At 33.3% G+C, this 23,408-nt stretch carries 23 protein-coding genes, 2 tRNA genes and 1 pseudogene; 5 read left to right on the top strand and 21 right to left on the bottom strand.

Annotated features, from left to right (window positions below):
• Window positions 1–2: 2 nt before the first annotated feature.
• From ACTHPI_RS03910 to ACTHPI_RS03900, 3 genes are all read right to left on the bottom strand, one after another.
• Window positions 3–1,349: a hemolysin family protein gene (locus ACTHPI_RS03910; RefSeq protein WP_445352869.1), complete on the bottom strand. Its 1,347-nt coding sequence runs from the start codon at window positions 1,347–1,349 to the stop codon at window positions 3–5.
• 87 nt (window positions 1,350–1,436) lie between these two features.
• Window positions 1,437–2,093: a nitroreductase gene (locus ACTHPI_RS03905; protein ID WP_445352868.1), complete on the bottom strand. Its 657-nt coding sequence runs from the start codon at window positions 2,091–2,093 to the stop codon at window positions 1,437–1,439.
• Window positions 2,094–2,180: 87 nt separating this feature from the next.
• Window positions 2,181–2,621 carry a MerR family transcriptional regulator gene (locus ACTHPI_RS03900; protein ID WP_445352867.1) on the bottom strand — a complete coding sequence of 147 codons (441 nt, stop codon included), beginning with the start codon at window positions 2,619–2,621 and terminating at the stop codon, window positions 2,181–2,183.
• Window positions 2,622–2,762: 141 nt separating this feature from the next.
• Between ACTHPI_RS03900 and ACTHPI_RS03895 the strand changes: the two genes are divergently transcribed.
• Window positions 2,763–4,235, top strand: coding sequence for an MDR family MFS transporter (locus ACTHPI_RS03895; RefSeq protein WP_445352866.1), 1,473 nt, complete (start codon window positions 2,763–2,765; stop codon window positions 4,233–4,235).
• Window positions 4,235–4,828, top strand: a complete 594-nt coding sequence (locus ACTHPI_RS03890; protein ID WP_445352865.1) for a DUF4811 domain-containing protein — start codon at window positions 4,235–4,237, stop codon at window positions 4,826–4,828. Before ACTHPI_RS03895 ends, ACTHPI_RS03890 begins: the two co-directional genes overlap by 1 nt.
• A 5-nt stretch (window positions 4,829–4,833) precedes the next feature.
• Here ACTHPI_RS03890 and ACTHPI_RS03885 read toward each other — a convergent pair whose 3' ends face one another.
• The 13 genes and pseudogenes from ACTHPI_RS03885 to ACTHPI_RS03825 all read right to left on the bottom strand — a co-directional run bounded on the left by ACTHPI_RS03885 (window position 4,834) and on the right by ACTHPI_RS03825 (window position 16,070).
• Window positions 4,834–5,094, bottom strand: a complete 261-nt coding sequence (locus ACTHPI_RS03885; protein ID WP_445352864.1) for a hypothetical protein — start codon at window positions 5,092–5,094, stop codon at window positions 4,834–4,836.
• Between the two features lie 110 nt (window positions 5,095–5,204).
• Window positions 5,205–5,277, bottom strand: a tRNA-Val gene (locus ACTHPI_RS03880).
• Window positions 5,278–5,282: 5 nt separating this feature from the next.
• A tRNA-Glu gene (locus ACTHPI_RS03875) sits at window positions 5,283–5,354 on the bottom strand.
• 155 nt (window positions 5,355–5,509) lie between these two features.
• Window positions 5,510–5,995, bottom strand: a complete 486-nt coding sequence (locus tag ACTHPI_RS03870) for a PTS sugar transporter subunit IIA (RefSeq protein WP_445352863.1) — start codon at window positions 5,993–5,995, stop codon at window positions 5,510–5,512.
• 8 nt (window positions 5,996–6,003) lie between these two features.
• Window positions 6,004–6,507: a hypothetical protein gene (locus ACTHPI_RS03865; protein WP_445352862.1), complete on the bottom strand. Its 504-nt coding sequence runs from the start codon at window positions 6,505–6,507 to the stop codon at window positions 6,004–6,006.
• 1 nt (window position 6,508) lies between these two features.
• Entirely contained in the window at window positions 6,509–7,300 is a 792-nt protein-coding gene (locus ACTHPI_RS03860) for a MurR/RpiR family transcriptional regulator (protein ID WP_445352861.1), read from the bottom strand.
• Between the two features lie 55 nt (window positions 7,301–7,355).
• The gene (locus tag ACTHPI_RS03855) at window positions 7,356–9,221 is read right to left on the bottom strand and encodes an alpha-glucoside-specific PTS transporter subunit IIBC (RefSeq protein ID WP_445352860.1); all 1,866 of its coding nucleotides are present in this window, start codon (window positions 9,219–9,221) and stop codon (window positions 7,356–7,358) included.
• A 28-nt stretch (window positions 9,222–9,249) separates the two neighbouring features.
• Entirely contained in the window at window positions 9,250–10,590 is a 1,341-nt protein-coding gene (locus ACTHPI_RS03850) for a family 4 glycosyl hydrolase (protein WP_445352859.1), read from the bottom strand.
• Window positions 10,591–10,933: 343 nt separating this feature from the next.
• Window positions 10,934–11,716, bottom strand: coding sequence for an ATP-binding protein (locus ACTHPI_RS03845; RefSeq protein ID WP_445352878.1), 783 nt, complete (start codon window positions 11,714–11,716; stop codon window positions 10,934–10,936).
• Window positions 11,696–12,106: pseudogene (locus ACTHPI_RS03840) on the bottom strand (ATP-binding protein); the annotation flags it as partial. The gene ACTHPI_RS03845 and the pseudogene ACTHPI_RS03840, both read right to left, overlap by 21 nt.
• A gap of 234 nt (window positions 12,107–12,340) precedes the next feature.
• Complete coding sequence (locus ACTHPI_RS03835) at window positions 12,341–13,321, bottom strand: hypothetical protein (protein ID WP_445352858.1); 981 nt, start codon at window positions 13,319–13,321, stop codon at window positions 12,341–12,343.
• An 8-nt stretch (window positions 13,322–13,329) separates the two neighbouring features.
• Window positions 13,330–13,518 (bottom strand): hypothetical protein, encoded by a 189-nt coding sequence (locus ACTHPI_RS03830; RefSeq protein WP_445352857.1) that lies wholly within the window; start codon window positions 13,516–13,518, stop codon window positions 13,330–13,332.
• Window positions 13,519–13,670: 152 nt separating this feature from the next.
• Complete coding sequence (locus ACTHPI_RS03825; RefSeq protein WP_445352856.1) at window positions 13,671–16,070, bottom strand: phosphoketolase family protein; 2,400 nt, start codon at window positions 16,068–16,070, stop codon at window positions 13,671–13,673.
• 303 nt (window positions 16,071–16,373) lie between these two features.
• On the opposite strand from ACTHPI_RS03825, the gene ACTHPI_RS03820 reads away from it, so the two are divergent.
• A complete protein-coding gene (locus tag ACTHPI_RS03820; RefSeq protein ID WP_445352855.1) occupies window positions 16,374–17,147 on the top strand; it encodes a DeoR/GlpR family DNA-binding transcription regulator in 774 nt (257 codons plus the stop codon).
• Entirely contained in the window at window positions 17,144–17,506 is a 363-nt protein-coding gene (locus tag ACTHPI_RS03815; protein ID WP_445352854.1) for a bacteriocin immunity protein, read from the top strand. The genes ACTHPI_RS03820 and ACTHPI_RS03815 overlap by 4 nt, the downstream gene beginning before the upstream one ends.
• A gap of 63 nt (window positions 17,507–17,569) precedes the next feature.
• On the opposite strand, the gene ACTHPI_RS03810 is transcribed toward ACTHPI_RS03815, so the two are convergent.
• The 5 genes from ACTHPI_RS03810 to ACTHPI_RS03790 all read right to left on the bottom strand — a co-directional run bounded on the left by ACTHPI_RS03810 (window position 17,570) and on the right by ACTHPI_RS03790 (window position 21,847).
• A complete protein-coding gene (locus ACTHPI_RS03810; RefSeq protein ID WP_445352853.1) occupies window positions 17,570–18,295 on the bottom strand; it encodes a GntR family transcriptional regulator in 726 nt (241 codons plus the stop codon).
• Window positions 18,295–19,218 carry a nucleoside hydrolase gene (locus ACTHPI_RS03805; RefSeq protein WP_445352852.1) on the bottom strand — a complete coding sequence of 308 codons (924 nt, stop codon included), beginning with the start codon at window positions 19,216–19,218 and terminating at the stop codon, window positions 18,295–18,297. The genes ACTHPI_RS03810 and ACTHPI_RS03805 overlap by 1 nt, the downstream gene beginning before the upstream one ends.
• A gap of 103 nt (window positions 19,219–19,321) precedes the next feature.
• A complete protein-coding gene (rpiA, locus tag ACTHPI_RS03800) occupies window positions 19,322–20,017 on the bottom strand; it encodes a ribose-5-phosphate isomerase RpiA (protein WP_445352851.1) in 696 nt (231 codons plus the stop codon).
• A 3-nt stretch (window positions 20,018–20,020) separates the two neighbouring features.
• The gene (gene rbsK, locus ACTHPI_RS03795) at window positions 20,021–20,941 is read right to left on the bottom strand and encodes a ribokinase (protein WP_445352850.1); all 921 of its coding nucleotides are present in this window, start codon (window positions 20,939–20,941) and stop codon (window positions 20,021–20,023) included.
• 99 nt (window positions 20,942–21,040) lie between these two features.
• Window positions 21,041–21,847, bottom strand: coding sequence for a DUF4931 domain-containing protein (locus ACTHPI_RS03790; RefSeq protein WP_445352849.1), 807 nt, complete (start codon window positions 21,845–21,847; stop codon window positions 21,041–21,043).
• Window positions 21,848–22,018: 171 nt separating this feature from the next.
• Between ACTHPI_RS03790 and ACTHPI_RS03785 the strand changes: the two genes are divergently transcribed.
• A complete protein-coding gene (locus ACTHPI_RS03785) occupies window positions 22,019–23,314 on the top strand; it encodes an ABC transporter substrate-binding protein (protein ID WP_445352848.1) in 1,296 nt (431 codons plus the stop codon).
• Window positions 23,315–23,408 lie beyond the last annotated feature (94 nt).

Genomic DNA, 23,408 nt, shown 5'->3' with positions numbered 1-23,408 from the left:
TTTCATTTTTCTGAATCAGTTTTCTTTTCTTTTTCAGGTGGAGTAACAATAAACCAACGCATGAATCCTTGTTCAATGTTTTCTAGTTTAAATGTATATCCCTCTAAGTCAACTGTTTCATCTTTTTTAAGGTTAGGATAATGCTCCATCATATACCCACCGATAGTAATGATGTCACTATCTTGAAAACTCTTAAGATCAGTATGGAAGTAACGTTCAAAATCGTACAAGGTTGTTTTACCCGAAACACGAATCTGTCCATCTTTATCTTTGATAATGTAATCATCTGAAACATCATCAATTTCATCTTTAACAGTTCCAAATAATTCTTCATAGATATCTTTATCAGTTACAATTCCACTTGTACCACCATATTCATCTACAACCAAAACAATCGGTGTGTGCTTTTTGATCATTAAGTGTAAAATATCTTGAATTGGCATTGATTCTGGAACTGTAATAATAGTACGAATAATTCTTGTAACTGGGACAGTTTTATCAATTTGCGCTTGTTGAACAATGTCATAGGCATAAACATAACCAACTACATCATCTTTATCATTATCACGCACAACCGGAAAACGACTATAGCCTTCTTTTAAATACATATCTAAAGCATGGGCAATTGTATCAGTAGAATTCAAGACGCAAAGTCTTGTTCTATCAGTCATGATATCTTTTGCAACTTTATCATTTAATTCAAAAGCTCGTTCCATATAAGTCAAATCATACTTATCAAGAGAACCACCATGAACCGCATTTCGTGACAGCTTAATAATTTCTGACTGAGAGTAAATTTCATTTTCCTCATCAGCTGGTTCAAAACCTAAAAGCTTTAATAAACCATTTGAACTTGTATTAAGTAGCCATACAAATGGATAAACCAGTGTATGAAAACCTTGAAGCGGAGTAACCACCCACATCATCATTTTCACAGGCATATCAATTGCAATATTCTTTGGTACGATTTCTGTTACTACAACTTCCAAATAAGTTAACAAAATCACACCTAAAATAGCACTGATTGATTTAACCAGTGAATGATTCAAAGAAGTTAAATTGAACAGTTTTTCAAAAATTTGTGAAAGAGTATCAGCTGAGAACCAACCAAGAACAACTCCAACTAAAGTTGTACCAACTTGGGTGGTTGAAAGATATTCATTCAAATTATGTACCATGTGCAAAGCACGTTTTAATTTTTTCTGATTACCTTGACCATTTGCCAGCATATCTTCTAATTGACTTGAACGAGTTTGAACAAGTGCAAATTCTGCAGCCACAAAGAAGGCAGCAAAAACAAAGATAATCAAGGTAGCAACTATATTAGTTATTATTTGAGTATCACTCAAAGCATTATCACCTTTTTATTTAAAAATATTATCTAATACTATTCTACCATTTATGCTGTCAGGTGGGAGAGTTTTGACATAAGATAATTATTTGATTAATTTGTAGATTTTTTCAAACGGAACTCTATCTGGGAAAAACTTAGGATCATTAACTTCAGCACTGCGGTCTGGATATCCTAAACCAATTGCCATTCCCACCATTTCAGTTTCTGGAATTTGAGCATGTTGTCTTACTAAATCTGGGAAAGATACCAATGAGTGAGCAGGCATAATTGCTAAACCATTATCAATTGCCAATAACATAATACTTTGTGCAAAAATTCCCAAATCAAATACTGACCAAGCTGGGGACTTTTTAGGAATAGTCAAAAAGACAATCGCTGGAGCATTGAACATATCATTATTTGAATCAACAAATAAATTCAATTTATTACGGAAAAAGTAAGCCTGTGAAGCACCCATAGTTGCCATATTTTGACTTGGAAAAGTATCCCAATCAAGTGAAAGCATTGAAGCAAAGTCTTCATCTGGTTTATCTCCTGCTTTAATCTTAGCTTTTGAATCTGCTTTTAACTTTGCTAAAGCATCCCCTGTAACAACATATGCTCGCCAAGGTTGAGAATTAAGAAGCGATGGAGATAACTGAGCTTGTTTGATAATTTTTTCTAATAATTTTTCATTAACCTTACGATTAGTAAACTTACGAGTTACACGTTCTTTTTTATATACTTCCTTGAAATCCATAATTTCTCCCTTCAAAATTAATTATTTCACATTTAATAGTACTTACTTATTATAAATTAAAAACACTCATCATGCTTCAATTTAATGCTACTTTTTCTTTTTTATTTCAAAGTGATTTCCATTATCATCCACTATTCCAACTACTTGATAGTCTGCATCATTAATATGCAAATTATCTCCTAGTAATATCTTTCCATAAGCCTCTTTTTCATTAGTTATTTCAACACCATTCACTAAATTGTGAAAGAATTTACGAATGATTTTACTTTTAGTGTAAGCTGACTTAGATTTTTCATAAGCTGCACTTAAAGTGTAACCTTCATCTAACTTTCCCTTAATAAAAAAGATGGTACATATTGTTTCAAAGCTATAAACTCTTACTCCGCTATTACTATCAATTGGTTTAATGTAACCTTTTTGTTCCCAGTAACGCAATTGACGCTGTGAGACACCAGAAATATTACTAACTTCGCCTATTCCAATTTTCAGTTCTTTAAACAATTTAGCTATTTGTTTATTGTCGGTCATAATTAATCTCTCTTTCAAAATTTATTATAGAACAATTTTAACATAAATGTATAAATATTTTACTTGTTTGTAAAATTATTTGACAAAGATATTTTTTTATTCTATAGTTTTTAATGCAAACAAAAAAGAAAGAGGGATAAAATGGATAAACAACCTGTTGATATTCACGGTAAACAGTATAATCGTAATCTGTTAGTTTTAGTCTTAATTATCGGGTCATTTTGTACTGTACTAAATGGAACTTTGCTTTCAACAGCTCTTCCATCAATAATGCGTGATTTTAAAATTAGTACTGCAACTGCAGAATGGCTTTCAACTGCATTTTTATTAGTAAATGGGGTAATGATTCCTATTTCAGCTTGGTTAATCAATCGCTTTGGCTCAAGAAAGATGTATTTAACAGCTATGTCAACTTTCTTTATTGGAACAACGGTAGCTGCCATAGCACCAAACTTTAATTTCCTTTTAGCTGGACGAATTATTCAAGGCCTTGGAGTTGGAGTTACAATGCCACTTCTTCAAACAATCATGTTAACGATTTTCCCAGCTGATAAACGTGGAGCAGCTATGGGAACTGTAGGAATCGTTATTGGATTAGCTCCTGCAATCGGTCCTACTCTTTCTGGATGGATAGTTGATAACCTTTCTTGGAGATACTTATTCATTTTGATTGCGCCGATTTCCTTTGTAGTTGTAGCTTTAGCATTTTTCTTAATTAAGGATGTACTTCCAACTAAAGAAGAAAAAATTGATGTCTTTTCAGTCGCTACTTCTACAATTGGTTTTGGTTCCCTTCTTTATGGATTTTCAGAAGCGGGCAATAAAGGTTGGACCAATCCTGAAATTTTAGCATTTATCTTTATAGGGATAATTTTTGTAATATTATTTGGAATTCGTCAAATTAAAATGGCCGATCCATTTCTTGATATTACTGTTTTTAAACATTTCGAATTTTCACTTGCTGCAATTTTAAGTGGTATTACTAATTTAGCAATGGTTGGAATTGAAATGGTTTTACCTCTTTATATTCAGAACTTACGTGGAGAAAGTGCTTTTCATTCTGGACTTATGCTCTTGCCGGGAGCTTTAATGATCGGAATTATGTCACCAATTACTGGTCGAATTTTTGATCGTTATGGCGCTCGTAAAATGGCAATTACTGGTATGACACTTCTTACTTTAGGAACCGTCCCATTCATGTTTTTAACTGAACAAAGTTCTTACACAATGATTGTAATCCTTTATGCTGTTAGAATGGTTGGGGTTGCTTTAGTTATGATGAATGTTACTACTAGTGGTATGAACTCTCTGCCTTTAAATAAAATCTCTCATGGTACTGCTGTTAACAATACTTTTAGACAGGTTTTATCATCAATTGGTACCGCAATTCTAGTTTCAGTATTAACTACAACGACTAAAGACAACATGCCCGGCAAACAGTTACTCCATACACTTCCTCTTGAATATAAAAATTCCGTAATTAATGCTACTCTTGATGGTTTCCATGCTTCATTTGCAATCAGTATCGGGTTCGCATTGATTGCACTTGTGTTATCCTTCTTCTTAAAAAAAGGAAATCGTGCAAGAATTCGCACAGAGGAGGCTAAAAAGTAATGATAATCTTAATTTTAATTATTGCCGCGATTAGTTTTATTTACTTTAATGTGATTCCTGGTAAGTTCCACACTCCAATTGCTTGGATATCTTTAATAATAACAACTCTTTCAATTGTGGGAATTGTTGCACATGATTATAATCATTACGGTATGAAAGAAAAAACAGTAACTGTTACTAAGCCTTTAGCTTCTAGTGCTAACAAACAATTACCGATCTTGCTTTACCAACCACTTGGAAATGGCACCGAAAAAGTATACCTTTATAAAAATTATGATGGCGAAAAAAAGCCTAAAGCAATTTCAACTGAAAAAATGTCTGCTAAAGTAGTTAAGTCTAAAAACCCTACAATGACTATCAAAACAACTACTTATGTTTACAAAAATACCTTTAGCAGACTAATGTTTGGAATTTTTAAACATAATAACGAGCTTAAAAATCGCCAATATACTTTTAAAGTACCCAATTCTTGGCATGTGCTCTCAGTAAAACAAGCTAAAAACTTACAAAAAGAAATGGCTAAGAAACAAGCTCTGCTTAAAAAGCAAATGTTATTGCAGAAAAAAATGCAACAAAATAACCGTCTTAACTAAGGCGGTTATTTTTGTTTATCTTTCTTTTCTTGAGCTTCTTTTGCACGAATCTGCTTTTGAATTTCAAGATCATTTTTACGTAGCGCAACAAAAGCCGTAATAGTTAACTCTAATCCACCACAGCATACTAGCAGCAATCCAACTGTAAGTAACCAATTAAGTGAATTTTGGTTAAAAGCAGCTCGTATGAGCCACATTACTAAACCAATTACCATTAAAACAATTCCAACAACTACTGCAGTTGTATTTGGACGATATTTTTTCATTTTTGCACCTATTTCTAAAAGCGTTTACTTTAATTATAGTGCAAAATATTCAATTCACCTATAATTTTTAAATGAAAAAGCCACCGACCTTAGTCGATGGCAAAAAAATATGGAGGATACAGGGCTCGAACCTGTGACCTCCTGCTTGTAAGGCAGATGCTCTCCCAGCTGAGCTAATCCTCCATTAGTGACCCGTACGGGATTTGAACCCATGTTACGGCCGTGAAAGGGCCGTGTCTTAACCACTTGACCAACGGGTCATATTCGATTTATGCTTCATATCTCAAGCACATTTATTAGTATACCTGATGTTTTAAAAAACGCAAGCATTTTTTTGAAAAAATTTGATGTAAATGTTTTCAAATAAAAAGAAGTCTGATTTTTGTATCAGACTTCTAAAAAGAGGGGGAGATTCTTATTTGTACTCGATAACTTGAACATCTTCACCGCGAGTTACAGTTTTTGGTTCAATTGTAGAAACTGAACTTAAGACGTCCATATTTGTATAAACAACAATTACAGAATCATCATAGCCGCTTTCTGTAATTTCATCTAGATCCATTTGGGCAAGAGAGTCGCCTTTTTTAACTTTGGCTCCCTTTTGGACCTTAACTTCGAATGGCTTACCCTTTAATTCAACAGTATCAAGGCCCAAATGAATCAAAATTTCTAATCCTTTATCAGTTGTAATTCCAATGGCATGTTTTGTAGGAAATAATGTAGTAATTTCACCATCAATTGGTGCGACAATGTCTCCATCGCTAGGCTTAACTGCATAACCGTCTCCTAACATTTTAGTAGAAAAAACATCATCTTTTACACTTGTGATTGGCATTACCTCACCGCTAACTGCAGCTGCCATTTCAACGTTTTTATTCTTTTTCTTGAAAAAATTAAACATATTTTACCCTACTTTCTCAAACTTGCCATTATTAACATTACAAAGCACATTGCAAAAACTACCAACATTACAATAGAAGTAATTTTAATAATTTTATCCGCTTTATTTGTTTTTTGATCATTAATTTCTTTTGCTTGATAAATTCCAGCTAATGCTAAAACTTCGCAAACAAAATTTCCAACTAATATTTGACTAATTGCCTGAATAATCATGAATCTTCGATAAGACTTTTCTTTTAACAATACCTTATCTTTATTGATCCAAAGATAATATCCAAATAAAAAATCACTGAAGGCAACAATTACTGAAATACTTATAAATGGAGATTTAAGTAATTCTAAAAAGTTAGTCTTAGTTAATAAGCTTTGTAATTCAATCAGAGCTGCAAAAGCAAGTGGAACAAAGAACATAATATACGTATATAAATGTAAAATTCTTTTAGCAGATAGATTGGCACTTTTTAAAAAATTATTTAAGAAATTTGTTAATCTAACCTTACTAACACTCCACATATCATTCACCTTCTTCGTGATTTTTCTTCCAAACACAATACTCACTAACTAATAAATCAATCAAGTAATATGCTGGAGTAAAGGCAGTCTTTCCATCACTAAATTCGGAATCTTTGCTAAAGACAATTGTTGGATAATAGAAATTATATTCTGCTAATAATGCCAATTTATTTTGTTTTAAGTTAGTAAAAGAAACATACTTAAACTTATCATTAGTTAGTTCTAACTTAACTAACTCTTCATTAATTACTGTATTATCTCCGCTATAAGAAATAATAAAGAGCAAATCACCTGCTTTAGCATAACTGCTAATCGCCCGCAATTCATCAAGAGCTGACGGTAATACTGTAGTATGTTGTCCTACCATAAATAATTCATGAGAAAAATATTGGGCAATTAATTCTTGCTGCCAACCGGTTGAATAAATATAAATATTATTAGCTTTAGAAATATCTTGGAACAACTTATTCAAATCAAGACTTTTAAAATATTTTTGTACTTCGTTGATTCCTGAAGCTAATTCCTCAGGAAAATTATTTTTAGCTGTGAAATTTCGTTCTTCTTGGCGAGCTAATTCTTCTAAATTAAATTTCAATTCGCTATAGCCACTTAAGCCTAATTTTTTACATAAGCGAAAGATTGCAGATTCCGAAACATAAAGCTTCTTAGAAAGCTTGGACAAACTCAAACTGCTACACAGTTTAGGATTATTCAGGACAAATTGAATAATTTGTTTTTCAGAATCATTCAATTTATTTCCATTTTTATAAACCATTGTCTTTAAATTTGCCATAATTGTGTCCTTTATTAAAATATTTACACTTTAATATTAACACAATTTTCTCTTTCTATAAAAGCGATTTCATTTCATCAAGAACCTGATCTGCATCAAGTCCTACAACAATATCAACTTCATTGCCTTTTCTTTGAACTTCTTTTGCATCAAACTTCTTAAATTCATTATCTGTAGCTACTTTTTTAGGATCAACTACAGTAGCACGAATTCTAGTTGAACAGTTAATCAATTTTTCAATATTTTTATTACCACCTAAAAGATCGATATAACCAGTAGCACGTTCAACATATGGATTATCCTGCTCAGTTTTAACATTACTATTTCCTGCTTGTTCCATTAAAGTTTGCATATGTTCCAAAACTTGTGGCACATCAAGTCCTACAATAACTTGAATAGCTTTTCCGTGGTGAACAACATTAACTGCTTTATTAGCTTTAAATTCTGCATCTGATCCCATCTTGCTTGGGTCTTTTACCGTTACACGAAGACGAGTAGCACAAGAGCTAAGTTCTTCAATATTGTTAGGTCCTCCTAAAAGTTCAAGATAGGCTTTTGCACGAGCTGTATATGGATCACTTTCGCCAGTTTTTTCTGCAGCTTTCTTTTCTTTATATTCTTTCTTATTCAAAAGATGAACATCTTGATCATCAGCTTCACGACCAGGAGTAACATAATTAAACTTTTCAATCATAATCTTAAATATAAAGAATGTAATTACTGCAAAGATAAGACCAACAATGAATTCCATCATATATACATGCCAGTGGTTCTGCCATAAAGGAATCCAGTTTTGAGCAGCAATCCCAATGGCACCATCAGTAATGTTGCCACGAAGACCAAAGCACCACATAATAGTATTCATTGTAGCTGCTAAAATCGAATATATAATCCAAAGTACAGGTGCCGCAAACAAATAAGTAAAGTCAACAGGTTCAGTAATCCCAGCTAAAAATGAAGTAAGTCCGGCTGGAATAAGAAGTGCTGAGGTTTGCTTCTTTTTATTAGCCTTTGCAGTTGCATAAAAGGCAAAACAGATAGCTGGTACTAAGAAGACTTTTTCATTACCATAAATTTGGAAACCTTCAAATGGAGCCAATTGACTCAACGGACGAGTTGAAGCAGCATATTCTGATAAGTGCTTTAACCAGTATGGCTGAAGTCCGCCAGCTACAACCGCAGGACCAAACTGGAATGGAATATATACTAAGTGGTGAAGTCCAGTTGGAATAAGTACTCGATTTAAGAAAGTATAAATCCAAATACCAACTAAACCACTGTTAACAATAAAGTGTTGCATTCCAGTGATACCTAATTGTAACTTAGGCCAACCCCAACAAGTGATAATTGCAAGAGGAATCATTGCAAAGAAACTTAAGAAATATACATAAGTTGATCCTTGAAAAGTTCCAAGCCAGTCAGGTAACTTCTTATCAAAATAGCGATTGTGGAGCCAAATTACAATACCCGCAATAATCAATGAACCAATAATTGAAGTATCAAGAGTTTTAATACCTGCAATCATAGTTAAACCGCCATTAGTTGAGTTGGCTGTAATTTGAATCTTATTAAAGTTCGGAACACCAAAATTTGCTCCCCAGTGTGCAAGAATTGCTCCTACAAAGTAGTTGAAAGTCAAATAAGTAATTACTGCTTCCATCGCAGCTCTACCACGAGACTTATTTGCAAGTCCAATCGGTAAACCTACTGCAAACAATATTCCTTCTTGATTAAAAACAGTCCAGCCCCCAGCAGAGATAACATCCCAAACTGAGTTCCAAGTAGTTCCTGGGTTTGCCATTGACCCAAAAATTGTTGGATTATTAAATAAACTCCCAAGAGCTACCACGATACCTGCAAATGAGAACAGCATAACTGGAACAAACATCGCCGCTCCGAATCGCTGAAGTTTTTGCATCATGATAATACACCTTCTAACTAAGTTATCTTTACTTCAATTCTGGCCAGTAAGGCTTATTAACTACCATCATGTCATCTAAAATTTGCTTAGCAACTAATGCATCAGGAACAGTCTTATTAAGTGCAAATGCTTGCCACATCTTGTTATATGAATGTTCTACAAAGGCATCTACGACAAGCTTTTCACAAGTTTGTTGTTCCATCATAAGCCCTCTTTGGAATCTTCCAGCCTTTCCTGTAGCCATTGGCTGAATACCATCTGCTCCATAAAGACAAGGAACTTCTACAATTGAGTCTGGATCCATATTAGAAATTGCGCCATTATTTGGACAGTTTGCTAAAAACTTTTCATGAGTGTTATAAGCAATTGCGTGACAAATATCAACAATGTATTCAGAGTGAAGACCTGAAATATCCCAAATATTATCCTTGGCGGTTCCAGCTTCTACAATACGTTTACATTCTCCAAAAACAATCTTTTGTCGATGTTCCAAAATTTCATCAGTACGAGTATGCTTTGGATTTGCATTTTCTACCTCATACTTTGGATAGTAGTAATATTGCATATAAGTATTTGGCAATGTTTCTGGTTCAAGCTTGTAGCAATCTGCAGCTTTTTTGAAAGTTGCTTCCCAGCTTGGCTCAGTGTCTTTATCATAGTCGCCACCAACCCAGTAACCATTTTCATTTACATAACCTTTAAGTTTTGGCATTAAGTTTTCGCCAGTCTTCTTGTTAGTAACTGACTTCCACCAACCAAAGTGATTCAAACCATAATAAGTGAAATCTAAGTCATGGAAACTATCAAGACCACAAATTTTTGCCATTCTGTTCATAATATCAATTGGCATATCACAAATATTAATAACTTTTGCGTGTGGACGAAGTCTACGACAAGCTTCAGCAACAATTGCAATTGTGTTTGAATAGTTAATCATCCAAGCATTTGGAGAATACTTTTCCATCCAGTCAATAATTTGTAAAACTGCAGGAATTGAACGAAGACCGTATGCCATTCCGCCGGGACCTGTTGTTTCTTGACCGTTAACACCATATTTTAGTGGGATTTTTTCATCAAGGCTTCTCATGTGATACTTACCAACACGAATTGAACCCATTACAAAGTCAACATCACTAAAGGCTTCTTTTGGATCTGTTGTTGCTTCAAATTTAATTTGTGGAGCTCTTTCTTTAATAATAATTTTTACAGCGTCCGCAATTTTCTTTTGACGCTCTGCATCATTGTCATAAAACTTGAGTTGTCTTAATGGGAACATATCCTGACTTTTAATTAAATCAAGTACAAATCCTGGTGTAAATGTACTTCCACCACCAGCAATTACAACTGAAAACTTACGATTATCTGTCATTGTTTCTTCCTCCTCAATCAAGATTTTCTTTAGTTCTTACAGTTATATTTATATCATTATTTCAATTAAATGTATCCGCTTTCATAAATGATGAAAGATTGTTTCTACTTTTTCATGTAATATTTCAACTTGTGAAATATATTTCATTTTTAGTAAATAATTAAATAAGAAGTTTGCGCAACCGTTTACACAAAAGAATATGTTTATATTAAGGCTTTACATATTGATAAATAACAAAGGATAGATTTTATAGATGAAAGCTATGTTTTCCAAATAAGAAACAAATAGCTAAGTTATTTCACAAAAAAACGCTTGACACTAGGCCAAACGTCGTCAAGTATATTTAATTTTTTAGTAACCAATCTATTACATATTCAACTTCAATTCCATCCACTGTTCCTTGATCTAACAAATTTAAAGTTAGAACCTTCTTTTTATAACCATCAGGTATATAGCGTAAATTATCGGTTTCACGTTTACTATTTTCTGGTAATTGTTGAGTAACCTGATAATAAACAGTTTCATCTCCTTTTCTTGCAACAAAATCAATTTCTTTACTACCATATTTACCGACATCAACCTGATAACCACGTCTAAGAAGCTCTATGTAAACAATATCTTCTAATTGATGTCCTAAACTATCACGTCCACTTTTATTAATGAAGGTATTACGTAATCCAGTATCTACTACATAGTATTTTTCGTTTGCACTCAAATATTTTCTTCCACGTAAGTCATAATTCTTTGCTGAATAAAAAACAAACGCTCTCTTAAGAAGATCCAAATAGGTATTAATTGTTGGATTAGAAACATTTATTTGATTAGATTTTAATGTAGAAACTATTTTTGACACAGAAATACTGTTACCAACTTCACCCATCAAATAGCCTACTAATCTAAGAAGTGCTGTTTCATCACGCAATCTCGATCTCAACAAAACATCATTTAAAATTACTGAATCGATAATCCCTTCTTTAATAGAAGCTTTAACTTCAGCATCGGTTGCAATTGAAACTAATGGAAAACCACCATCTTGAACATAATTTAAAAATAACTGGTAAGCTGTATCAGATTTTCCTTGATGATAATTATAATATTCAGAAAATGATAACGGAAAAACATGCATTTCTACATATCGACCCGCTAAAAGTGTAGCCAAATCACCCGAAAGAAGTGAACTATTTGATCCAGTCACATAAATATCACAATCTAAATCAACTCTAAAGGCATTTATAGCTTCTTGCCAAGCGTTGACATGCTGAATTTCATCAAAGAACAAATATTGCTTGCCACTTCCTTTATGATCCATAACATATTGATAGAGAGAATCTGCATCTTTAATTTTGCGGAAAGCAAATTATTCAAAATTCATTTGAATAATGTTTGACGAATCAACTCCATCATCTTTCTTTAATTTATCAATAAACATTTTCATGATGTAGGTCTTACCTGACCGACGAATTCCTGTAATTATTTTTATTTGTTCATTGTCTTTGAACTTCTCTAAAAATTCCATGTATCTTGGTCTTTGAATTATCATAACCGCTCCTTTTTTAAAAACATATTTTATAATTTGCAATTTTTATTAAAATTATAAAACATATTTTATAATTTTGCATTTTTAATATTATTGAAAAATATGTTTTGTATTTTTCTATTTTAGTAAAAATTATAAAACGTATTTTATAATTTTGATGAAGCAAAAAAACGCCTGATTTTTCATCAGACGTTTTTTGTTATTAAACACTATTTAATAGTATGATGGATAACTTGATTCATTGTTATCTAATAAGTATTTGAAGTAGTCTGGTAATCTATACGCAGCATTATTACCTAATTGTTCAACTTTCATTGCCTTTTCAAAATGTGTTCCTGGCTTTATCACATTTGTTAGATTACCTTGATATTCTAAATAAATATTAGGGCTTCCAAAAAATAGTTCAGTTGAATTTGTAGAAGGTTCATATTCAACACCTGTAACAGTATCTGAAACTGTTATAGTACTGCCCGGTAAATATGACTTCGTTGAATATACTCCCGTGCCATTATCATCTAGTTGATTATATAATTGAGCAACGGTAAGCGTTTTAGCTGGAGTACCTTGAGTTCCAGTTCCCCAAGATGGATATAACATGCTTCCATAACCAACATTTTCAAATTTATCATTTTGATTATTACTGTTATTAATAGTATTTGGTATTGCAACCGCACTAGTTCCAAAAATTCTGTTAGCAGAGTCTTTGCGATATGAAACATATGGGGCTAATTCATAATAAGTATTTGAAGCAAATATAACTTTATATGTACCTCTTAATCCAAATTTAAACCCCCTATAAACTCCCGTCGTAATTGCTGCATTTATTGTATAATGTCCATGAGGATTAATGACAATCAGTGAGTATTTGTTAAATAGTGTTCTAGGCGAACCTTTAGCATACAAAGCTAAAGAATTTTTAGTAGAACGCGCTTTAATATTATACATTGCACTAGAACCATACTTAGATCCATTTAATATAACAGTTCCTGGAGTAGAGACTCGTCCATAAGGACCATTATACACATGAGGAGAAATACGGAAAAATCTATCACTATATCTAGCCGCTATTTTCCATAATCCACCCCATGGAAATTTAAGAGCATTAGCATCATTAGAATTACTTGATAACCCTATTCCCATGATAGTTATTATTAAAACAATTATTGTTGTCAAATATTTCTTCCATTTTTTCATGGTAACTCTCACTCCTTATTTTCAAATTTTACTGTTAGGGCATAGCCTAACGCTAATGCAATTACTATCAAAATCGCATCTACAAGTAAAGACCAGCCCCCATCATAGCCATATAACTGAGAAATGTAACTATACATTTTTAACATAAACAATTCATTAATAATAAATTGTATCCACCAGATTATTTTATCTTTCATTTATCCATCTTCTCCCTCTGTATCTACACTTTTATTATAGTTTTTATATTCCATCTCATCAAAAGAAAGCGCTTATTAATGACAATATATTCCAATACACAAAAAACGCCTGATTTTTCATCAGACGTTTTTTCTTATAACTATATTCTATCTTAATCTAAGCCTTCCCATTCCCATTCAGTAACTTCTGGCATATCCTTACCATTATCACGAATGTATTGGTGGTGCTTAGCAAGCATCTTATCCATTTCAGCAATGAAGTCAGCATTCTTGCCGCGCAATTCTGGAATTGATTCAACTGCATCCTTTGCTAAGTCATAACGATCCAAGTGGTTCAAGACACGCATGTCAAATGGAGTAGTAATATCACCATTTTCTTCATAGCAGTGAATTGAAACATTGTAACGCTTGCGAGCAAACCAGATACTTTCCATCATTGACTTGTATCCGTGCCATGCAAAGATAATTGGCACATCAGTTGGGAATAATCTGTCAAATTCTTCTTGACTAATTGCATTCTTATTATCCTTTGGAGCCATAAGCTTCATAACATCAACAACATTGATGTAACGAATCTTAAGGTCAGGGAATTTCTTGTGCAAAATGTCGATTGCTGCCAAAGTTTCAAGAGTTGGTTCAGTTTCAGTTGAAGCAAAGACAACATCAGGCTTTGTACCTTTATCAGTTGAAGCCCAGTCAATGTAGCCAAGACCCTTGTCAACTAATTCAGTAGCTTCATCAATTGAGAACCATTGTGGGCGTTCTTGCTTAGAAGTTACTAAAACGTTAATACATTCACGGTCTTGGAAAGCCTTGTTTGATACAGCAAGCAAAGTATTAGTATCACTTGGTAAGTATTCATGAACTAAATCTGGACGATTCTTTTCATAAAGGTGAGTCAAAATACCTGGATCTTGGTGAGTATATCCATTGTGGTCTTGTTGGAATACTGTAGAAGTTGCCACAAAGTTAAGAGATGGATAATCATGTCTCCAGTATTGTTCCTTAGCTTTTCTAAGCCACTTCATATGTTGAGTAAGCATTGAGTCAACTACACGACCAAATGCTTCATAAGTTGCAAAGAATCCATGACGACCAGTTAATACATAACCTTCAAGGAAGCCTTCATCTTGGTGTTCTGATAATTGTGAGTCAATCACACGACCTTCTGGTGCCAAGTTTTCGTCATTTGGTTCATGAACATCAAGTTCCCATTGACGCTTCTTATTGTCAAGAAGTTGGAACAAACGGTTTGATTTTGATTCGTCTGGACCAAAACCACGGAAAGTTTCAGGATTCAAAGTTGCTACATCATCTAAGTACTTAGCCCATTCAACCATATCTTGAGCGGTCTTTTCACCTGGTTTATTAATTTCTAAAGCGTAATTGCGGTAATCTGGCAAATTAAGGCGCTTAGGATCAATACCACCATTGGTAATTGGGTTCATTGCCATACGCTTATCGCCCTTAGCAGTATTTTGAGTAACAATATCCTTAGGAGAACCATCTTCATTAAATAATTCTTCTGGCTTATAGCTTTCAAGCCAATCTACTAAGAGGTCTTTGTGTTCCATATCACTTTGAGCAACAGGAATTGGAATTTGGTGAGCACGGAAACTGTTTTCAATAGGATTGCCATCAAGGTCTTCTTTTGGACCAGTCCAACCTTTAGGACATTGGAAAATAATAAGTGGCCAATGTGGTAAAGTAGCATCATTATTTTCACGAGCATGCTTTTGGATAGATTTAATTTCTTCAATTACCTTATCCATAGTCTTGGCCATTTCTTCGTGAACTTCTTCAGTTGATTTTTCACCATCGAAACGTCCACCTTTAAAGACAGAAACAAAGTGTGGATCCCAACCCATGCCACGGAAGTATTCAGTTAACTCTTCATCTGACATTCTTGAAACAATAGTTGGATTAGAAATCTTAAAACCATTGATTTGTAAAATTGGTAAAACTGCACCATCAGTAATTGGGTTAATGAACTTGTTAGAGAACCAGCTAGCTGCAAGTGGACCAGTTTCTGCTTCACCATCACCAATTTCTACAGCAGCAATAACATCAGGATTATCTAAAATCGCACCTGTACCATGTGATAATGCATAACCAAGTTCACCACCTTCATGAAGTGAGCCTGGAGTTTCAGGAGCAGCGTGTGAAGCAACACCACCTGGGAAACTAAAACGCTTAAAGAGCTTAGTCATACCAGCTACATCTTGGGTAATTTCTGGATAACGTTCAGTATATGAACCATCAAGATATGAATTAGAAACCATAACTTGACCACCATGGCCTGAACCTTCGATATAGAACATATTAAGATCATACTTCTTAAGCACACGGTTTAAGTGAGCATAAATAAAGTTTTGTGGAGCAATTGTACCCCAGTGACCAATTGGTTTTGGTTTAACATCTTCTGCTAAAAGCGGAGTTCTTAAAAGTGGATTCTTCATTAAGAATAATTGTCCAACTGACAAGTAGTTAGCTGCACGCCAATAAGCGTCGACACTCTTTAAATAGTCTTTTGAATCGTAATCAACCGCCATAATATTTCTCCTTTTGGGTTAATACTAAATAAGTTTTTAGTAGTTTATTTGCTTTTTTCTTACAACTTAATAATACCATCTTTTTATAAAAGTTCAACTACTTAAAAAATTGGTACCACCCAATTTTAAACAAGTATTCTAGCAAAATGCTGACGCTTAAAAGCTTAATTTTAAGCCATTCTTGCTAAAACTAATCAGTATTTTTATAATTAAATACATAAAAATACTGATAAACAATTGTAAAGCACTTACTAAACACTGAATAAATCTTTATGAAATGTTAACTTATTGGTGGAGGGAAAAATGTCTCAAGAAAAGCGTTTAATTGAAATCAAAAAGTTATTAAAAAAAGAAAAGCAACTATCAACTCGAAATCTTGCCAAACATTTTGGCGTATCATTTGATACTGCACGCCGCGATGTAATCCACTTAACTTCAACTGGACAAGCTCTTAGAGTTCACGGCGGATTAATGGTCATTGATGATAGCGATGTGCCTGATTTTTTAGCAAGAACTCAAATTCAATCGCCAATCAAAATTAAAATGGCAAAAGCAGCTGCTCGTTTTGTTCATCCAGGACAGCTTGACTTCATAGGTCCTTCAACCACTTTACGACAGCTTTGTACTTTAATAACTGGAAAAAATTTAGAAATAGTTACAAATTCAGTTGATAATGCTTTAGCTTTAATGACTGCACCGCTTCCCACTGTATCAATTCTTGGAGGAACTATTCAAAAGAAAGACCGCCTTATCTACTCCATGAATTCACTCTCTGAGTTAAACAAAGTACGTTTCGACACTGCCTTTATTGGTACTTCAAAAGTACGAAAAGATGGAGTTTACACCTCAACACAAGTGGATGCGCAAATGATTTCAATTGCAACGTCACGAGCTAAACAAGTTGTATTGATAGCAGAACAATATAAGTTTACTAATACAAATTCCTCTCCATTTATGTCACTTCCTTTAGATAAAGTAGATGTTTTAATTACTGATATTCCTTTATCTAAAGAGTTTGCAGATAATTTCAGTCCCCATACCCAAATTATCTCTGTAATTAAGGAGGTAAAACCATGATTAATTTATTTAGTCGTACTCAGCAAAAGCAAAAAAACAATAGGATTTATACATTACTGAGTAATTTTTATAATAGTTTTGAACAAAATAATACTTTTAATGAAATGAATATTAAAAAGTATCGTAATGTACGTGATGCTGCAGGGTTGGTAATGCGCAAATTCGAAAAAAATGACCATCCACTAGCCTATACTAATAAATTAGTTATGTATATTGATGCACAAGTTGCTTTAAAACATCTGCATCTAACTCATGAGCAACAAAAAATTATGCAAGTTTTGCGCGATGAAACTAAACATACTAACTTGTGCTTTGTATATACTAGTCCTATAAATAACAGCGAACAATTTGAAATATAATTTCTTGTTTTAACTCAAAAAATGAATCCATGAAAAAAGCAAATCACTAGGATTTGCTTTTTATTATCTATTCAAATTTACAAAAGTATTGAATCTCATATAGTGATAGTGCACTCTCATGTTTGATACTTCAAATGGTGTTCCATCGTCTAAAAAGAAAATTCCATCCATTACTCCCACAGGTTCAGTTGGAGTTAATTTCATTTCTTTTTGATCTTCTTTATTTGAAGGTTCAACAGTGATATTTAAAGATGCTTTGGTTACTGTTTTATTTTGTTCATCTTCTAAATAATTAAAAAGTGAACTTTGCAAAATTTCTGGTTTTAATTCAGGCATAATTTTGATAGGTATATAACCTGTTTCTATTAAAAACGGCTGATTATCTAATAATCGAAGTCTTTTAAACTCATAAACAAAATCTTGTTCATTCAAAAACAAATCTTGTGCAATTTCAGGAGTGGCCTTAACCACATGAAAGCTAAGTAACTTAATTGTTTGCTTTTTACCAGGCCATTTAAAACTATCAGTTAAACCTAAATTAGAACCTTCATAACGAAAAAGTGCTTGATTTTTTAAATATAAGGGATTAATAAAGGTGCCGCTACCTCGTTTTTTAAAGACAATTCCTTCTTCAGCAAGCACTCCTAAAGCGCGCTTCATTGAAGAACGACTAACTTGATAATACTCTGCAAGACTACGCTCATCAGGAAGACGCATCCCTTTGTAGCTTCCTTTTAAAATATTTTGCTTAATATCGCGCATTACATTGCGATAAACAAAGTCTGTCATTATTTTTGCCCTTGTTCAGCAACTTCCACACTATCAATAAACCAGCTAGCAAATTTTTCAACATCAACATCTGTGGCGATTAATGCATTAGTATCTTCCTTCATAAAGTCCATGCTAGTTGCACCATAAGTAAAGCGACCAGTAAGTTCAATGTCTACACGAGCTTTTCTCATAGTGAAAAATTCAGGATGAAGCATAATTCCTACAGCAGTTGGGTCAAAAATCTTAATTCTTGTGTCACCATCTGGCTCATGAATATTAGAAAACATTGAATAGAGCATGTCACCAACTTTTCCATGTTTCTTAATCTCTGTCATTTGTGCTTGAGTAACATGAGCTTTGTTACCAATTTCAAGAGGAGCCACTTTTACTAAAACTCCACTATTAAATACTACACTAGCAGCTTCTGGATCACCTGCAATATTATATTCTGCTAAAGGACTATGGTTGCCTCGACCAATATTACCACCCATAATAACAAACTCTTCGATATTTTCGATAACATCAGGATATTGCTTTAATAAAAGTGCATAATCAGTTAAAGGACCAATTCCCATCAAGGTTACTTTTTCAGGACTATTCATGATTTCTTCATACATTATTGTTGAAGCAAGTCCTGGTTTTATTAATGAATTATCAGCTTCTGGCAATTCAAAACCAGCAATACCGGTTTTTCCATGAACACTAGCCGCACTGATAGCTGGGGCAACTAATGGTTGATTAGCTCCAACAACTACTGGAACTTGAGTACCTAAAAATTTTTCTAAATTAAGTGTATTTTGCAAAGTATACTTAAGTGGTACATTTCCCCAAGTTGGTACAATCATTTTTACATCAAGTTCTTTGCTAAATAGACTGATTGTCATTGCTGCAACATCGTCAATGCCTGGATCAGTACTAATAATTAATGGCTTTTTAGTCATAATAAATTTCCTTTCTAAAAATCGATAAAGTAGTTAAGTTAATTTTACCAATCTTGAACAAAACAAAAAAGCTGGAATTATCCAACTTTTAAGGAAATTTATTTTAGCGTGTTTTTTCTTCAATCGTACCATCGCTATGAGCAATAATTACTTCATCACACATATCAAGGAACAATCCATGTTCTACAACTCCTACAGTATGGTCTAAATAATCAGCCAAGCCGTGTGGAGCAGGTACTGGGTCGGCTGCTAAATCAATAATATAATTGCCGTAGTGGGTTACATAACGCTTACCCTCATCAGTCATACGCCATCTAGGCTTAAGGCCTTCTTCTTGGAACTTGCGGAAGTTTTGTTCACATGAAATTGGTAATACTTCAACTGGAAGTGCAAATCCACCTAAATGATGAACAAGCTTTGATTCATCAACAATCCAAATAATTTTCTTAGAGTTAACAGCAACATTTTTTTCAAGAGTTAATGCTCCGCCACCGCCCTTGATACCATCTAATTGGTCATCTACACGATCAGCTCCGTCAACAGTAAGATCAACTTGATCTATATCGCTTAATTTATCAACTTTAAAGCCTAAGTCTTCAAGTTGCTTCTTACTTCTATTAGAAGTTGTAACAATATGTTTTAATTCTAAACCTTCTTCATTTTTTCTTTTGCCTAAAGCATCAATAAAAAATGCAACAGTTGAACCAGTACCAACTCCTAAGACTGAGTTTGGTTCAACCATCATTGCAGCTTGCATGGCTGCTTCTTTTTTTAATTCATCTTGTTTTTGCTTATCCATATGTTAATTCTCCATTAAATCTTTTACTTCTTTTGCAGTTGGAATTGAAGGTTGGGCTCCAAGACGTTGAACTGCAATAGAAGATGCACGACTAGCAATAATAGCCGCTTCTTCAATATTAGAAAGATCTTTATTTAAGTTTCCAGCTAAAAAGCCAATAAAAGTATCTCCAGCACCAGTTGTATCAGTAGCACTTACTTTAAAAGCTGGAACAAGCTTTTCTACATTGCCTGCTGAAATATATGAACCTTTATCACCATAGGTAATAACGACATTTTTTACACCTAATTCATGCAACTTTTCAGCATTCTTCTTTAAATCTTCTTCATTATTGATTACTATACCAGTAATTAAAGCTGCTTCTGTTTCATTAGGTGCGATTAAATCAGTGTATTTCAATAATTCTACTGGAATTTGCTTAATTGCAGGTGCAGGATTCAAAATTGTAACAGCATTTTTCTTTTTAGCCATCTTAAAAGCTTCTATCGTTGCTTCAATTGGTGTTTCAAATTGTGCAATCACACAATCTATCTCATCAATCAAGTCACTTGCTGCATCAATATCAGATACACTCAATTGATAATTAGCACCATGGTCAATAATAATATCATTTTGACCATTTTCATTTAAAGTGATATAAGCATGTCCAGTTTTTTCTTCTTGTGTTGTTTGAACATAATCAAGAGACACACCATAACTCTTAAGTTGAGTCATGATAAATTCACCAAAACTATCTTCACCTACACGACTAATAAACTCAGTTTCTGCTCCGCTTTTTGCTGCAGCAATAGCTTGGTTTGCACCTTTACCACCACCTGCTATAGTAACATCTTGAGCATTAATAGTTTCACCTGGTTTAGGGAAGTCTTTTACATGTAATGTTGTATCAACATTACTAGATCCGATAACTACGATTTTTTTCATTGATAAATTCCTTCTTTAATAATGCGCATTTTTATTACTTTCATTATAACAAAAAGGTGGCAAACCAGTCTGCCACCAAGGAAAAAATCTATAAGTATATTAATTAAGACTTATTCCACCCGTCACAAAGCCTTTAAGACGTGCAGCTTCCCATTTTAAAGTATCGGAATCATCTACTTGAGAAATTTTGTAACCAACAAAATATGGTGAAGCATAAAATCTAGGAATAATCTTACAGCAAGTTCCTTGCCCATCATTCATTGGATAGAAAAATAAGTTATAAGAATCAACACCATGAGATAAAACTGATCTTACATACTGAGTTCCTTTTTGAATTAAATCTGCCCAAGTATCAAGGTCTTGATTATGATAAGTAATAATATTAACTTCCTGGTAGCCCTGAACTGGACGAGAGGACAAATTCATTTCAACATCGCCACTTTTTCCAACTTCAAAGCCCTTAAAATTATCTTCGCCTACATCTTGATAACCATCTTTTTTATCTAATCCTACAATCTGCATATGAGGGTGCGTTAATGAACCATCTGATTTAGGACCAAAGTTTTTATACCATAAAACACTTTTATATTTCTTAGAATCTAACATCTTATGAAAACATTTCAAAGCAAATTTCATTAACTTTTGATTTTCTTCACGAGTATAAGTTGAAATATCTCCTTGATGATCACTTGATTCAATTAAAATTGTTTGGTCAGTATCTTGCAAAGTGGGATATTTATTTTTGAGCCAAATACGATCTTCGTCTTTTTCAAAAATATTTTCCAAATGTGCTACATCACAAAACGGACAACCTGCATTCTGATTACCTTGACGATTACCATAATCATAATCGTAAGGCTTACGCTTACCAATTGCATATTGATATACTAGTGGGTCTTTATCCATGATTCCTCCTAAAAATTATTATATTTTCAATTCCAATAATAGATTTCTAATTATTTTTTGTCAATCAAGAACAATCTTCGAAAAACTATTTATAATAATCCGCTTTTTATGATAAAATTACGGTGTAATTTTAAAAATATTCGAGTTAAGAAAGGTTTTTAAACTTAAAAAATGAAACTCAAACATAAAGTCGCTACAATTGCGGGTGCCTTAGTGGCACTTATTGCACTTAGCGCATGTTCAAACAAGTCAGCTAATAATTCTAGTAATAAAATTCCAGAAAAAATTTCTAAAAAAACAACCGTAACTTTCTGGTATTCCTTAACTGGTACTTCTCAAAATACTCTTAAGAAACTTACAAGCGATTTTGAAAAAGAAAACCCGAACATTACTATCAAATTGCAAAGCCAAGGCGGAAACTATGCTGACTTACAATCAAAGTTAACTTCAAGTTTTCAATCTCCTAAAGACTTACCAACTATTACCCAAGCTTATCCTGGTTGGCTTTACAACGCAGCTAAGAATAATATGTTAACTGATTTAACTCCTTATGTTGATAACAAAAACATTGGTTGGGGTTCTTATAAAAATAGCGACATTCAATCAGGTCTTTGGGATGGAGCAAAAATCAACGGCAAGCAATATGGTGTACCATTTAATAAATCAGTTGAGGTCCTTTTCTATAATAAGACCTTACTTGATAAATATGGTGTAAAAGTACCTACTACCATGCAAGAATTAAAAGCAGCTTCTGAAACTATCTATAAAAAGAGCAACCATAAAGTTCGAGGAGCCGGTTTTGATGCACTTAATAACTATTACATGCTTGCAATGAAGGAAGATGGAGTTAGTTTTAATAATAAACTAAATTTTGCTAGTTCAACTTCTAAAAAAGTCATTAATTACTATGCAGATGGCGTAAAGAACGGCTATTTCATGCAAGCTGGTACTGAAAAATACATGTCAACTCCTTTTGATAATGCTCAAGTTGCGATGTTTATTGGTTCTACTGCTAATGAAGCTTATGTTAAACAAGCTTTGAGTAAAAAATATCAATATGGGATTGCGCCTCGTCCAAGTAAATTGAACGCTCAACAAGGTACAGACATTTATATGTTTAATAAGGCATCTGCTATGCAAAAAGCTGCTGCTTTCAAGTATCTTAAGTTCCTCTCAAGTGAAAAATCTCAACTATATTGGGCCAAGCAAACAGGTTACATGCCAGTTAACTCTAAGGTCTTAAATTCTAAGACTTATAAAGCTGATAAAAATAGTAAAGTTCCTGCAATTTTAGCTGATACAACCAAGAATCTTTATTTCTTACCAGTTACTAAGAATGCTACAACTGCATATGATCAAGTGAATGCAAATATGCAAACGATTTTAGCTCAAGCTGGTAAAAAGCAAAGCTGGAATACTGCTATTTCAACTGGAAAAACTAAGCTTGATGCTGCTTGGAAACAATAATCTTATTAAGCAAAAGCTCGCCATTTGGCGAGCTTTTTATTAATTACTTATCTTTCAAAAACCCAGCCTTATCAATTAAACTTGCTAATTTATT

Source organism: Lactobacillus sp. PSON (assembly GCF_052615405.1).
Note: the sequence above shows the minus strand (reverse complement) of the source record. Positions and strands in the feature narration are given on the sequence as shown.

Bases quoted from the DNA above. Each gene is read 5' to 3' on its own strand.
- ACTHPI_RS03865 (WP_445352862.1), bottom strand. From the start codon at position 6,507: ATGTGGAGTGTTAGTAAGGTTAGATTAACAAATTTCTTAAATAATTTT.
- ACTHPI_RS03905 (WP_445352868.1), bottom strand. From the start codon at position 2,093: ATGGATTTCAAGGAAGTATATAAAAAAGAACGTGTAACTCGTAAGTTT.
- ACTHPI_RS03810 (WP_445352853.1), bottom strand. From the start codon at position 18,295: ATGACAGACTTTGTTTATCGCAATGTAATGCGCGATATTAAGCAAAAT.
- ACTHPI_RS03850 (WP_445352859.1), bottom strand. From the start codon at position 10,590: ATGACAGATAATCGTAAGTTTTCAGTTGTAATTGCTGGTGGTGGAAGT.
- ACTHPI_RS03895 (WP_445352866.1), top strand. From the start codon at position 2,763: ATGGATAAACAACCTGTTGATATTCACGGTAAACAGTATAATCGTAAT.
- rpiA (WP_445352851.1), bottom strand. From the start codon at position 20,017: ATGGATAAGCAAAAACAAGATGAATTAAAAAAAGAAGCAGCCATGCAA.
- ACTHPI_RS03805 (WP_445352852.1), bottom strand. From the start codon at position 19,218: ATGACTAAAAAGCCATTAATTATTAGTACTGATCCAGGCATTGACGAT.
- ACTHPI_RS03815 (WP_445352854.1), top strand. From the start codon at position 17,144: ATGATTAATTTATTTAGTCGTACTCAGCAAAAGCAAAAAAACAATAGG.
- ACTHPI_RS03870 (WP_445352863.1), bottom strand. From the start codon at position 5,995: ATGTTTAATTTTTTCAAGAAAAAGAATAAAAACGTTGAAATGGCAGCT.
- rbsK (WP_445352850.1), bottom strand. From the start codon at position 20,941: ATGAAAAAAATCGTAGTTATCGGATCTAGTAATGTTGATACAACATTA.
- ACTHPI_RS03890 (WP_445352865.1), top strand. From the start codon at position 4,235: ATGATAATCTTAATTTTAATTATTGCCGCGATTAGTTTTATTTACTTT.
- ACTHPI_RS03860 (WP_445352861.1), bottom strand. From the start codon at position 7,300: ATGGCAAATTTAAAGACAATGGTTTATAAAAATGGAAATAAATTGAAT.
- ACTHPI_RS03900 (WP_445352867.1), bottom strand. From the start codon at position 2,621: ATGACCGACAATAAACAAATAGCTAAATTGTTTAAAGAACTGAAAATT.
- ACTHPI_RS03785 (WP_445352848.1), top strand. From the start codon at position 22,019: ATGAAACTCAAACATAAAGTCGCTACAATTGCGGGTGCCTTAGTGGCA.
- ACTHPI_RS03885 (WP_445352864.1), bottom strand. From the start codon at position 5,094: ATGAAAAAATATCGTCCAAATACAACTGCAGTAGTTGTTGGAATTGTT.
- ACTHPI_RS03835 (WP_445352858.1), bottom strand. From the start codon at position 13,321: ATGAAAAAATGGAAGAAATATTTGACAACAATAATTGTTTTAATAATA.
- ACTHPI_RS03830 (WP_445352857.1), bottom strand. From the start codon at position 13,518: ATGAAAGATAAAATAATCTGGTGGATACAATTTATTATTAATGAATTG.
- ACTHPI_RS03855 (WP_445352860.1), bottom strand. From the start codon at position 9,221: ATGATGCAAAAACTTCAGCGATTCGGAGCGGCGATGTTTGTTCCAGTT.
- ACTHPI_RS03825 (WP_445352856.1), bottom strand. From the start codon at position 16,070: ATGGCGGTTGATTACGATTCAAAAGACTATTTAAAGAGTGTCGACGCT.
- ACTHPI_RS03790 (WP_445352849.1), bottom strand. From the start codon at position 21,847: ATGGATAAAGACCCACTAGTATATCAATATGCAATTGGTAAGCGTAAG.
- ACTHPI_RS03820 (WP_445352855.1), top strand. From the start codon at position 16,374: ATGTCTCAAGAAAAGCGTTTAATTGAAATCAAAAAGTTATTAAAAAAA.
- ACTHPI_RS03845 (WP_445352878.1), bottom strand. From the start codon at position 11,716: ATGCATGTTTTTCCGTTATCATTTTCTGAATATTATAATTATCATCAA.